Source organism: Mycobacterium sp. SP-6446 (assembly GCF_001954045.1).
GTDB lineage: Bacteria > Actinomycetota > Actinomycetes > Mycobacteriales > Mycobacteriaceae > Mycobacterium.
Genome location: NZ_MBEM01000044.1, coordinates 17,919 through 30,455 on the forward strand (window position 1 = coordinate 17,919; position 12,537 = coordinate 30,455).

Below are 12,537 nucleotides of genomic sequence, written 5' to 3' on the forward strand. Positions count from 1 at the left end.
GATCACGCGGCGTCTTCAGGGAGGTGACACAGGTGGTGGCCACTGGGTTGCGTCCCCGCGACACCGCGGGCGTGCGGCTGCCCGCACTGGCCGCCCAGGTGGGCGCCGTTCTCGCGGGCCAGGCCGCGACCGTGCCGGACGTGGCGATCACCGGCGTGACGCTGCGTGCTCAGGATGTTCAGCCCGGTGACCTGTTCGCCGCCCTGCCTGGCTCGTCCACCCACGGCGCGCGGTTTGCCGGTGAGGCGATCGAGCGCGGCGCCGTCGCGGTGCTCACCGACGCCGCCGGGCTCACCGAGATGAGCACCAGCAAGGGCACCAGCGTGCCCACCCTGGTCCACCCCGCGCCGCGCAGCGTGCTCGGTGGCATTGCCGGCACGGTGTACGGAAACCCGTCCGACAAGATGACCATCGTCGGCATCACCGGAACGTCGGGCAAGACCACCACCACTTATCTCGTCGAGTCCGGTCTGCGGTCGGGCGGGCGCACCCCGGGGCTCATCGGCACCGTCGGCATCCGCATCGACGGCGTCGACGTCCCAAGCACGCTGACGACGCCGGAGGCGCCCGCGCTGCAGGCGATGCTGGCCGCCATGGCCGAGCGCGGGGTCGACACCGTGGTCATGGAGGTATCCAGCCACGCGCTGACGCTGGGCCGGGTGGACGGCACCGGGTTCGCGGTGGGCGGTTTCACCAACCTGTCCCGTGACCACCTCGACTTTCACCCCACGATGGCCGACTACTTCGAGGCCAAGGCGTTGCTGTTCGACCCCAGCTCCGCGCTGCGCGCCCGGACCGCGGTGGTGTGCATCGACGACGACGCCGGGCGCGCGATGGCCGCCCGGGCGGGGGCCGCGATCACCGTCAGCGTCGAAGACCAGCCCGCCGATTGGCGAGCCGTCGACGTCGCGCCGATGGGAGCCGGGGGACAGGAGTTCACCGCCGTCGACCCCGCCGGCGTCCGGCACCGGGTCGGCATCCGGTTGCCCGGGCGTTACAACGTCGCCAATTGCCTTGTCGCGCTGGCCATTCTCGACACCGTCGGGGTCTCCGTCGAACGGGCGTCGCCGGGACTGCTCGAAACCCGGGTCCCGGGGCGGCTGGAAGAGATCGACTGCGGCCAGGATTTTCTCGCGCTGGTCGACTACGCGCACAAGCCGGGCGCGTTGCGGGCCGTGCTGACCACGCTGCTGCGGCCGGGTCGACGGCTGGCGGTGGTGTTCGGTGCTGGCGGCGACCGCGACCCGGGCAAACGGCGGCCGATGGGCGAAATCGCCTCCGAGCTCGCCGATTTGGTCGTCGTCACCGACGACAACCCGCGCGACGAGGACCCCGCGGCAATCCGGCGCGAGATCCTCGCGGGAGCGGCCGCGGGCAAGGCCCAGGTCGTCGAGATCGGCGACCGCCGCGCGGCCATCGACCACGCCGTCGCCTGGGCCGGCCCGGGCGACGTCATCGTGATCGCCGGCAAGGGCCACGAGACCGGGCAGCGCAGCGCGGGCCAGACCCGCCCCTTCGACGACCGGGTGGAGCTCGCCGACGCGATACGGGCCCGCGGGGCCGCGCGATGATCGACCTGACCGTCGCCCAGATCGCCGAGATCGTCGGCGGCACGCTGGCGGACATCTCACCGGAGACCGCTGCGCAACTCCGCGTCACCGGGAGCGTCGAATTCGACTCGCGTGCAATCGGTCCCGGTGGGCTGTTCTTGGCTCTGCCCGGCGCCCGATCGGATGGGCACGACCATGCCGGCTCGGCGGTCGCCGCCGGCGCGGTCGCCGTGCTGGCCGCCCGGCCGGTCGGGGTCCCCGCCATCGTGGTGCCGCCGGCGGACCCCGCGGACTCGCGCGCCGGCGTCCTCGAACATGACGCCGACGGGTCGGGCGCCGCGGTCCTGGCCGCTTTGGCCAAGCTGGCCACGGCGGTGGCCGCGGAACTGGTCGCCGGCGGGCTGACCATCATCGGCATCACCGGCTCGTCGGGAAAGACCTCCACGAAAGACTTGGTGGCCGCCGTGCTGCGGCCGCTGGGCGAGGTGGTGGCCCCGCCCGGATCGTTCAACAACGAACTGGGCCATCCCTGGACGGTGTTGCGCGCGACGCGGGGCACCGACTTCTTGATCCTGGAGATGTCGGCGCGTCATCCCGGCAACATCGCCGAGCTGGCGCGCATCGCCCCGCCCGCGATCGGGGTGGTCCTCAACGTCGGCACCGCCCACCTGGGTGAGTTCGGCTCGCACGAGGCCATTGCCCGCACCAAAGCCGAACTGCCACAAGCTATTCCGGAATCTGGCGTGGTCATCCTCAACGTCGACGACCCGACGGTGGCCGCGATGGCTCATGTCACAGCGGCCTGGGTGGTCCGGGTGAGTCGAGTCAGCCAGACCGAATCCGGGCCCAGCGACGTCTGGGCGGAAAACGTGTCGCTGGACGAATTGGCCAGGCCGCGTTTTACCCTGCACGCGATGAACCCGCAAGGCGCCGTCGAGGCCGAGGTGCAACTCGGCGTGTACGGCGATCACCAGGTCACCAACGCGCTGTGCGCCGCCGCCGTCGCGCTGCAATGCGGCGCCAGTGTGGAACAGGTGGCCGCCGCGCTTGCCGAAGCCGGGCCGGTGTCGAGCCACCGGATGCAGGTGACCACCCGCCCCGACGGGGTGACGGTGATCGACGACGCCTACAACGCCAACCCCGACTCGATGCGAGCCGGGCTGCAGGCGCTGGCCTGGATCGCCCACGGCGGCGAAGAACACCGGGCGCGGCCCCGGCGCAGCTGGGCCGTCCTGGGCGAAATGGCCGAGCTCGGCGACGACGCGATAACCGAGCACGATCGCATCGGCCGGCTGGCGGTGCGCTTAGATGTGTCTCGACTCGTTGTGGTGGGAATGGGGAGGTCGATGAGCGCCATGCACCACGGAGCGGTCATGGAGGGCTCGTGGGGCTCGGAGACCGGTCCGGGGGCCGATAGAGGGGCCGTGAACGTCGCCGACGGCGACGCCGCCCTCGCGTTGCTGCGGGCCGAACTGCAACCCGGCGACGTGGTGCTGGTCAAGGCCTCGAACGCGGCCGGACTCGGTGGCCTCGCCGACGCGCTCGCCGCTGAAGACACGGCCGGCGGGGCTCGCCCATGAGACAGATCCTCATCGCCGTCGCCGTCGCGGTGGCCGTCTCAATCCTGTTGACTCCAGCGCTGATCCGGCTGTTCACCAAGCAGGGCTTCGGCCACCACACCCGCGAGGACGGGCCGCCCAGCCACCACACCAAACGCGGCACGCCGTCGATGGGCGGGGTGGCGATCGTGGCCGGCCTCTGGGCCGGCTATCTGGGCGCACACCTCGTCGGGCTGGCCTTCGACGGTGCGGGGATCTCCGCATCCGGCCTGCTGGTGCTGGGCCTGGCCACCGCGCTCGGAGGCGTCGGATTGGTCGATGACCTGATCAAGATCCGCCGGTCGCGCAACCTCGGGCTGAACAAGACGGCCAAGACGGTCGGGCAGATCACCGCCGCGGTGTTGTTCGGCGTTCTGGTGTTGCAGTTCCGCAATGCCGACGGCTTGACACCGGCGAGCGCGGATTTGTCCTACGTCCGCGAAATCGCCACCGTCACACTGGCTCCCGGGCTTTTCGTGCTGTTCTGCGTGGTCGTCGTCAGCGCCTGGTCCAACGCGGTTAATTTCACCGATGGCCTGGACGGGCTGGCCGCCGGAACCATGGCGATGGTCACCGGGGCCTACGTTCTGATCACCTTCTGGCAGTACCGCAACGCATGCGTCACCGCGCCAGGGCTGGGCTGCTACAACGTGCGCGATCCGCTGGATCTGGCGATCATCGCGGCCGCGACCGCGGGCGCGTGCATCGGCTTTCTGTGGTGGAATGCCGCGCCGGCCAAGATCTTCATGGGGGACACCGGGTCGCTGGCGCTCGGTGGCATCATCGCGGGGTTGTCGGTCACCAGCCGCACCGAGATCCTCGCCGTCGTGCTGGGTTCCCTGTTCGTCGCCGAGGTCACCTCGGTTGTCCTGCAAATCCTGGCTTTTCGCACCACCGGGCGCCGGGTGTTCCGAATGGCGCCCTTCCATCATCATTTCGAGTTGGTCGGCTGGGCCGAAACCACGGTGATCATCCGCTTCTGGCTGCTCACCGCGATCACCTGCGGTCTGGGCGTGGCCCTTTTCTACGGTGAGTGGCTGGCCGCGATCGGTGCCTGACATGTCCGGGCTCGAGCCGCTGACGCCGGGCGCGCCGGTGCTGGTCGCCGGTGGCGGCGTCACGGGCAGGGCGGCTCTGGCGGCCCTGAAGCGGTTTGGTGCGGCCGCGACGCTGTGTGACGACGATCCCGCCACGCTGCGCGGCTACGCCGAGAGCGGGGTGGTCACCATGGCCACATCGACTGCCACGCAACGGATCTCAGACTTCGCCTTGGTCGTCACCAGCCCCGGCTTCGCGCCGACGACGCCGCTGCTGGCCGCCGCCGCGACTGCCCAGGTGCCAGTCTGGGGTGACGTGGAGCTGGCCTGGCGGCTGGAGGCGGCGGGCTACTACGGGCCGCCGCGCCGCTGGCTGGTCGTCACCGGCACGAACGGCAAAACCACGACGACGTCGATGCTGCAGGCCATGTTGATGGCGGCGGGCCGGCGCAGCCTGCTGTGCGGCAACATCGGCACCCCGGTGCTGGATCTCCTCGAAGAGGATTCGGCCGAGCCCGCCGAGCTGCTGGCCGTCGAGCTGTCCAGTTTCCAGCTGCACTGGGCGCCGTCGTTGCGGCCCGAGGCGGGCGTGGTGCTCAACATCGCCGAAGACCACCTGGACTGGCATGGCACTTTGGCCGACTACGCCGCGGCCAAGGCCCGCGTGCTGAACGGCCGGGTCGCGGTCGTCGGCCTGGACGACGCCCGGGCCGCCGCTCTGCTGGACACCGCGGCGGCGCCGGTGCGGGTCGGCTTTCGGCTCGGTGAGCCGGCCGCCGGCGAACTCGGCGTGCGCGGTGGCCAGCTGGTCGACCGCGCCTTCGCCGACGATCTGACGCTGTTGCCGGCCGAGTCGATACCGGTGCCGGGCCCCGTCGGGGTTCTCGACGCCCTGGCCGCCTCAGCGCTGGCCCGCAGCGTCGGTGTGCCCGCCGAGGCGATCGCGGCCGCGATCGCCTCGTTCCAGGTGGGCCGGCATCGGGCGGAGGTGGTGGCCGTCGCCGACGGGATCACCTATGTCGACGACTCGAAGGCCACCAACCCGCACGCCGCCGAGGCGTCGGTGTTGGCCTACCCACGGGTGGTCTGGGTGGCGGGTGGTTTGCTGAAGGGCGCATCGATCGACGCCGAGGTCGCGAGGATCGCATCTCGGCTGGTCGGAGCGGTGCTCATCGGCCGAGATCGCGGAGAGGTTGCAGAGGCGTTATCGCGACACGCGCCGGATGTCCCCGTCGTCCACGTTGTGACAGGCGAGGATGCTGATATGTATGCGACTGCTGTGGTCTCTGATACCCATGTGACAGAAGTGAAACTTTCGAGCGACGACCTCGGCATTCGCGTCATGACCGCGGCCGTGGACGCGGCCCGTGACATGGCAAAGGCCGGCGACACGGTGCTGCTGGCGCCGGCCGGCGCATCGTTTGACCAGTTCACCGGCTACGCCGACCGTGGCGACGCGTTCGCGGCCGCCGTGCGCGCGGCGCTCCGGTAGGCGGGTATGGGTCACGCGCTGAACCGGTTCTTACGCCGGGACAAGGGAAAGAACGCAACCCCGGCCGAGCGGGCCGAGGCCGAAGAGCCGGACGCCGCGAAGGACGCACCCGCGCCCGACGCCATGGTCGACGAGGAACTCGACGACACGGGTCCCAACGACGAGGCCTCCGAGGTTCCGGCCGAGCCCGAAGCGAAGTCCGAGGCCAAGTCCGATGCCGACGCTGAAGACGCAAAGCCGCGGGCTCAGGCTTCCGGAAGCGAAGACGGCGGCCCGCGCAAGCGCTTCGGCGCCTGGCTGGGCCGCCCGATGACCTCGTTCCACTTGATCATCGCGATCGCCGGTTTGCTGACCACGCTCGGCCTGATCATGGTGCTGTCGGCGTCCGGCGTGCGGTCCTACGGCGACGACGGCTCGGCCTGGGTGATCTTCGGCAAGCAGGTCCTGTGGACGGTCATCGGGGTCATCGGCGCCTACTTCGCGATGCGGATGCCGGTGCGGTTCATCCGCCGTGTCGCGTTCCCCGGATACGTGGTCACCATCATCTTGCTGGTGCTGGTGCTGGTCCCGGGAATCGGCAACCTGGCCAACGGCTCTCGCAAGTGGTTCGTGATCGCCGGCTTTTCCATGCAGCCATCCGAGTTGGCGAAGATCGCGTTCGCCATCTGGGGCGCGCACCTGCTGGCGGCGCGACGAATGGAGCGGGCCTCGCTGCGCGAGATGCTGATCCCGTTGGTGCCCGCGGCGGTCATCGCGCTGGCGCTGATCGTGGCCCAGCCCGACCTCGGGCAGACGGTCTCGCTGGGCATCATCCTGCTGGCCCTGCTCTGGTATGCCGGCCTGCCGCTGCGGGTCTTCGTCACGTCGCTGTTCGCGGTCTTCGTCGCGGGCGCGATCCTGGCGATGTCGGCCGGTTACCGCTCGGACCGGGTGCGCTCGTGGATGAACCCGGAAACCGACCCGCAGGACACCGGTTACCAGGCGCGACAGGCGAAATTCGCGCTGGCCCACGGCGGCATCTTCGGCGACGGTCTGGGCCAGGGTGTGGCGAAGTGGAACTACCTGCCCAACGCGCACAACGACTTCATCTTCGCGATCATCGGCGAGGAGCTCGGCTTCGTCGGGGCGTTCGCGCTGCTGGTGCTGTTCGGGTTGTTCGCCTACACCGGCATGCGGATCGCGCGCCGCTCCGCCGACCCGTTCCTGCGGCTGCTGACCGCCACCACCACGATGTGGGTGCTGGGCCAGGCGTTCATCAACATCGGCTACGTGATCGGCGTGCTGCCGGTCACCGGTTTGCAGCTGCCGCTCATATCTGCCGGCGGAACATCAACGGCCGCAACACTTTTCATGATAGGAATCGTCGCCAACGCGGCGCGCCATGAGCCCGAGGCGGTCGCCGCGCTGCGCGCCGGCCGCGACGACAAGATGAACCGGCTGCTGCGGTTGCCGCTGCCCCAGCCGTATGTGCCCACGCGCATCGAGGCGTTCCGCGATCGCAAGCGGACCCGACCCGCTGCCGGGGGCCGAAAGGCCGCCCAGGGGCCGGCCCGGAAGGCTGCCCGGAACCCCGAGCCGCCGCTGCGGCCGGCTTTCCCCCGTACGGCTGCCCGCGCGGCCCGGCGCTCAGGGCATCATGGATCTGGCCAGCGCCGCGCCAGTCAGGCTGCCGGCCAGCGTCAACCACGGCGCGCTCGTGCATTGGAAGGTCAGCGTTACGGGTGAACAACACGGTCAGGAAGGCGACCGGCGGGCGGGGGAAAAATTCCTCGCCCGCCGGTGCCGCTTTGTCGGTCGTCCTGGCCGGTGGTGGCACCGCGGGGCACGTCGAGCCGGCGATGGCCGTCGCCGACGCGCTGTCCGCACTGGATCCGCAGGTCCGGATCACCGCGCTGGGCACCGCGCGCGGGCTGGAGACCAGGCTGGTGCCCGAGCGCGGCTATCACCTCGAGCTGATCACGCCGGTCCCGCTGCCGCGTAAGCCCACGGGCGATCTGGCGCGGCTGCCGACGCGGGTGTGGCGCGCCGTCCGAGAGACCCGGGCGGTGCTCGACGCCGTCGACGCCGACGTGGTCATCGGATTCGGCGGTTACGTAGCCCTGCCCGCCTACCTCGCCGCGCGCGGCATCCCCGGGCCCTTCGGTCATTTACGTCGCCGCAGGCGCCGGATTCCGGTGGTTATCCACGAGGCCAACGCCCGCGCCGGGCTGGCCAATCGCGTCGGCGTGCGCAGCGCGGACCGGGTGCTGTCGGCGGTGCCGGATTCCGGGCTGCCGCGCGCCGAAGTGGTCGGCGTCCCGGTACGCGCGGCCATCACCGCGCTGGACCGCGCGGCGCTGCGGGCCGAAGCACGCCAGCACTTCGGCTTCGCTCCCGACGCGCGCGTGCTGCTGGTTTTCGGGGGTTCCCAGGGCGCCGTCTCGCTCAACCGCGCGGTCTCGGGCGCCGCCGCCGAGCTGGCCGCCGCGGGCGTGTCCGTGCTGCATGCGCACGGCCCCAAGAACACCCTCGAACTGCGCACACCCGAGCCCGGCGATCCGCCCTACGTGGCGGTGCCATATCTGGACCGGATGGACCTGGCCTACTCCGCCGCGGACCTGGTGATCTGTCGTTCCGGCGCGATGACGGTCGCCGAAGTGTCGGCGGTGGGCCTGCCGGCCATCTACGTGCCGTTGCCGATCGGCAACGGCGAGCAGCGGCTCAACGCCCTGCCGGTGGTCGACGCCGGCGGCGGCGTGCTCGTCGCCGACGCGGATCTGACGCCGGGCCTGGTCGCTCGGCGGGTGATCGGGTTGCTGACCGATCCGCCGCGGCTCGCGGCGATGACCGCGGCGGCCGCCCGGGTGGGGCATCCGGATGCGGCGCGGCAGGTGGCCCAGGCGGCGCTAGACACCGCACGCCAGGCCCGAAGGGCGCGGCTGGCGGCCGGGGGCCGGCGGTGAGCGGCACCGAGCCGTTGCCCCGCGAGCTGCCTCCCCAGCTACCTCCCGAGCTGCAGCGGGTGCACATGGTGGGTATCGGGGGCGCTGGCATGTCCGGCATCGCGCGCATCCTGCTGGACCGGGGCGGCCAGGTATCCGGCTCGGACGCCAAGGAATCGCGCGGCATCCACGCGTTGCGGGCCCGCGGCGCGCTGATCCGGATCGGACATGACGCGTCGTCGCTGGATCTGCTGCCCGGCGGCGCCACCGCGGTCATCACCACCCACGCCGCCATCCCGAAGACCAACCCGGAGCTCGTCGAGGCCCGGCGCCGCGGCATTCCGGTGGTGCTGCGACCGGTGGTGCTCGCCAAGCTGATGGCTGGGCGCACCACGCTGATGGTCACCGGCACGCATGGCAAGACCACGACGACGTCGATGCTGATCGTGGTACTGCAGCACTGCGGGCTGGACCCCTCGTTCGCGGTCGGCGGCGAACTCGGCGAGGCCGGCACCAACGCCCACCACGGCAGCGGCACTTGCTTCGTCGCCGAGGCCGACGAAAGCGACGGCTCGCTCCTCGAGTACACGCCCAACGTCGCGGTGGTCACCAACATCGAGACCGACCACCTGGACTTCTACGGCAGCGCCGATGCCTATGTCGGGGTGTTCGACACCTTCGTGGAGCGGCTCGCCCCGGGCGGAGCGCTGGTGGTGTGCGCCGACGACCCCGGGGCGGCGGCGCTGGCCCAACGCAGTGCCGAGTTGGGCCTCCGTGTGCTGCGATACGGGTCCGGGTCGGCGGGGGAGTCGGACCCAGACCTGGCCGGCGCGCTGCTGTCGTGGGAGCAGCAGGGCACCGGGGCCGTCGCGGACATCCAGTTGGCCGGCGAATCGCAGCCGCGGGTGATGCGGCTTTCGGTGCCCGGGCGGCACATGGCGCTCAACGCGCTGGGCGCGCTGCTCGCGGCGGTCGAGGTCGGCGCCCCCGCCGACGCTGTGCTCGACGGGCTCGCCGGCTTCGAAGGGGTGCGGCGCCGATTCGAACTCGTCGGGTCGGCGAGCGTCGGCAAGGGGTCGGTGCGGGTATTCGACGACTACGCCCACCATCCGACCGAGATCAGCGCGACGCTCGCGGCGGTGCGCACCGTGCTCGAGCAGAGCGGTGAGGGCCGCTCGCTGGTGGTGTTCCAGCCCCATTTGTATTCGCGGACAAAGGCTTTCGCGGCGGATTTCGGGCACGCGCTGGATGCCGCCGACGAGGTGTTCGTGCTCGACGTCTACGGGGCACGCGAGCAACCCCTCGCCGGTGTCAGCGGGGCCAGCGTCGCCGAGCACGTCAGCGTGCCGGTGCGCTACCTTCCGCATTTCTCGGCGGTGGCCGAGGAGGTGGCGGCCGCCGCCGGGCCCGGCGACGTCATCGTGACGATGGGTGCCGGCGACGTGACGCTGCTGGGGCCGGAGATCGTGACCGCGCTGCGGGTGCGGGCCAACCGCGCCGCGCCCGGCCAGCCCGGGGTGCCGCAATGAGCGAACCCGACGACGCCACACCGACTGCCCCGCCGACCGACCTGGCGGCCGGCTCGGACGGTTCGGACGCCGAGAACGCGGTCACCGAACCGCTGGAGGCGCAAAACGGTGAAACTCAAGCGGAGGAGCCCGAATTCGAGGGGCCGCGGCGGCGTGCCCGCCGCGAACGCGCCGAGCGCCGAGCCGCGCAGGAGCGCGCCCGCGCGATCGAGGAAGCGCGCCGCGAGGCCAAGCGCCGCGTCAGTGGGCGCATCGCCAACCAGCCCAAACCCGTTGCGCGGGGCGTTGTTCGAGGCCTGAAGATGTTGTTGGCGTCGGTGGTGATCGCCGTCGTCGGGGTCGGGCTCGGGCTGATTCTGTACTTCACGCCCGCGATGTCGGCCCGCAACATCGTGGTCACCGGGCTTTCGGTGGTGACCCGCGAGGAGGTCCTCGACGCCGCGCGGGTGCGGCCCGGCACCCCGCTCTTGCAGATCAACACCAACCAGGTCGCGGACCGGGTCGCGACGATCCGCCGGGTGGCCAGCGCGCGGGTCCAACGGCAGTACCCGTCGGCGCTGCGGATCACCATCGTCGAGCGAGTCCCGGTGGCAGTGAAGGACTTTGCGGACGGTCCGCACCTGTTCGACCGCGACGGCGTTGACTTCGCGACGGCCCCGCCGCCGCCGGCGTTGCCGTACCTGGATGTCGCCAATCCGGGGCCGACGGACCCGGTGACCAAGGCCGCGCTGCAGGTTTTGTTGGCGCTGCGTCCCGAGGTCGCGGGTCAGGTCGCTCGGGTCGCGGCGCCCTCGGTGGCGTCGATCACCCTGACCCTGGGCGATGGGCGGGTGGTGATCTGGGGTACCACCGACCGCACCGAGGAGAAGGCCGAAAAGCTGGTGGCGTTGTTGACGCAGCCCGGGAAGACCTACGACGTGTCCAGTCCCGACCTACCGACCGTGAAGTAGCAGCGCACGCACGAATGTGCGGCCAGCCGCACGCTCGGCGCCGAATGTGCGGCCAGCCGCACGTTCGATGTCACAAAAATTTGCGCGCCGCGCGTCGGCGCGCCTGCGAGATTCGCGCGCGTCATGCCCATACTGTTCTGGTTGCGCGGAACTACTTGACATAACTCTAAATCTATGGTTGAGGTTGAGAGTTTGCCAGGCGGAGACACCGAGTCCCACCAGGGAGGAAGAGAAATGATGACCCCCCCGCACAACTACTTGGCCGTCATCAAGGTCGTGGGTATCGGTGGCGGCGGCGTCAACGCCGTCAACCGGATGATCGAGCAGGGCCTCAAGGGCGTGGAGTTCATCGCGATCAACACCGACGCGCAGGCGTTGTTGATGAGCGATGCCGACGTCAAGCTCGACGTCGGCCGCGACTCCACCCGTGGATTGGGCGCCGGCGCGGACCCCGAGGTGGGACGCCGGGCCGCCGACGACGCCAAGGACGAGATCGAGGAACTGCTGCGCGGGGCCGACATGGTGTTCGTCACCGCCGGCGAAGGCGGCGGCACGGGCACCGGCGGGGCACCCGTCGTCGCCAGCATCGCCCGCAAACTCGGTGCGTTGACCGTCGGCGTCGTCACTCGGCCGTTCTCGTTCGAGGGCAAGCGGCGCAGCAATCAGGCCGAAACCGGCATCAACTCGCTGCGCGAGAGCTGCGACACCCTGATCGTGATCCCCAACGACCGGCTGCTGCAGATGGGGGATGCCGCGGTGTCGCTGATGGACGCGTTCCGCAGCGCCGACGAGGTACTGCTCAACGGCGTGCAGGGCATCACCGACCTGATCACCACGCCGGGGCTGATCAACGTCGACTTCGCCGACGTTAAGGGCATCATGTCGGGCGCGGGTACGGCGCTGATGGGCATCGGTTCGGCACGCGGCGAGGGCCGCTCGCTCAAGGCCGCCGAGATCGCCATCAACTCGCCACTGCTGGAGGCGTCCATGGAGGGCGCGCAGGGCGTGCTGATGTCGATCGCCGGCGGCAGCGACCTGGGTCTGTTCGAGATCAACGAGGCGGCATCGCTGGTGCAGGACGCCGCCCACCAGGACGCCAACATCATCTTCGGCACCGTCATCGACGACTCGCTGGGCGACGAGGTGCGGGTCACCGTCATCGCGGCGGGCTTCGACGCGTCCGGCCCCGGTCGCAAGCCGCTGCTCGGCGGCAGTGCCGACAAGGGGGAGAAGGCCGGCGCGCACCGCATCGAGTCGGCCAAGGCCGGCAAGCTGACCTCGACGCTGTTCGAGCCCGTCGACGCCGTCAGTGTGCCGGTGCACACCAACGGTTCGACGCTGAGCATTGGTGGCGACGACGACGACGTCGACGTGCCGCCGTTCATGCGCCGCTGAGGGTCTCAATTTGCTTGCCAGTCCGCGACAAACCGGCCGCGGCGGGACGTCGCTGACACCTGAAC

9 protein-coding genes are annotated in these 12,537 nt (G+C 70.7%); all 9 read left to right on the forward strand.

Annotation, left to right across the window (positions count from 1 at the left end; translation table 11 throughout):
• Window positions 1-23: 23 nt before the first annotated feature.
• Window positions 24-1,571, forward strand: a complete 1,548-nt coding sequence (locus A5736_RS03415; protein WP_076244519.1) for a UDP-N-acetylmuramoyl-L-alanyl-D-glutamate--2,6-diaminopimelate ligase — start codon at window positions 24-26, stop codon at window positions 1,569-1,571.
• Entirely contained in the window at window positions 1,568-3,130 is a 1,563-nt protein-coding gene (gene murF / locus A5736_RS03420; protein ID WP_076244521.1) for a UDP-N-acetylmuramoyl-tripeptide--D-alanyl-D-alanine ligase, read from the forward strand. Before A5736_RS03415 ends, murF begins: the two co-directional genes overlap by 4 nt.
• Window positions 3,127-4,206, forward strand: coding sequence for a phospho-N-acetylmuramoyl-pentapeptide-transferase (gene mraY, locus A5736_RS03425; RefSeq protein WP_076124522.1), 1,080 nt, complete (start codon window positions 3,127-3,129; stop codon window positions 4,204-4,206). The genes murF and mraY overlap by 4 nt, the downstream gene beginning before the upstream one ends.
• A gap of 1 nt (window position 4,207) precedes the next feature.
• Window positions 4,208-5,677, forward strand: a complete 1,470-nt coding sequence (gene murD, locus A5736_RS03430; protein WP_076244523.1) for a UDP-N-acetylmuramoyl-L-alanine--D-glutamate ligase — start codon at window positions 4,208-4,210, stop codon at window positions 5,675-5,677.
• 6 nt (window positions 5,678-5,683) lie between these two features.
• Entirely contained in the window at window positions 5,684-7,402 is a 1,719-nt protein-coding gene (ftsW, locus tag A5736_RS03435) for a putative lipid II flippase FtsW (RefSeq protein WP_076244525.1), read from the forward strand.
• Entirely contained in the window at window positions 7,399-8,619 is a 1,221-nt protein-coding gene (gene murG / locus A5736_RS03440; protein ID WP_076244527.1) for an undecaprenyldiphospho-muramoylpentapeptide beta-N-acetylglucosaminyltransferase, read from the forward strand. The genes ftsW and murG overlap by 4 nt, the downstream gene beginning before the upstream one ends.
• Before the next feature lie 65 nt (window positions 8,620-8,684).
• Entirely contained in the window at window positions 8,685-10,127 is a 1,443-nt protein-coding gene (murC, locus tag A5736_RS03445) for a UDP-N-acetylmuramate--L-alanine ligase (RefSeq protein WP_217695726.1), read from the forward strand.
• Window positions 10,124-11,077, forward strand: coding sequence for a cell division protein FtsQ (gene ftsQ, locus A5736_RS03450; protein ID WP_076244529.1), 954 nt, complete (start codon window positions 10,124-10,126; stop codon window positions 11,075-11,077). Before murC ends, ftsQ begins: the two co-directional genes overlap by 4 nt.
• Window positions 11,078-11,314: 237 nt before the next feature.
• A complete protein-coding gene (gene ftsZ, locus A5736_RS03455) occupies window positions 11,315-12,472 on the forward strand; it encodes a cell division protein FtsZ (RefSeq protein WP_076244554.1) in 1,158 nt (385 codons plus the stop codon).
• The last annotated feature ends 65 nt before the right edge of the window (window positions 12,473-12,537 follow it).

Bases quoted from the DNA above. Each gene is read 5' to 3' on its own strand.
- ftsW (WP_076244525.1), top strand. From the start codon at position 5,684: ATGGGTCACGCGCTGAACCGGTTCTTACGCCGGGACAAGGGAAAGAAC.
- mraY (WP_076124522.1), top strand. From the start codon at position 3,127: ATGAGACAGATCCTCATCGCCGTCGCCGTCGCGGTGGCCGTCTCAATC.
- murC (WP_217695726.1), top strand. From the start codon at position 8,685: ATGGTGGGTATCGGGGGCGCTGGCATGTCCGGCATCGCGCGCATCCTG.
- ftsQ (WP_076244529.1), top strand. From the start codon at position 10,124: ATGAGCGAACCCGACGACGCCACACCGACTGCCCCGCCGACCGACCTG.
- ftsZ (WP_076244554.1), top strand. From the start codon at position 11,315: ATGACCCCCCCGCACAACTACTTGGCCGTCATCAAGGTCGTGGGTATC.
- murF (WP_076244521.1), top strand. From the start codon at position 1,568: ATGATCGACCTGACCGTCGCCCAGATCGCCGAGATCGTCGGCGGCACG.
- murD (WP_076244523.1), top strand. From the start codon at position 4,208: ATGTCCGGGCTCGAGCCGCTGACGCCGGGCGCGCCGGTGCTGGTCGCC.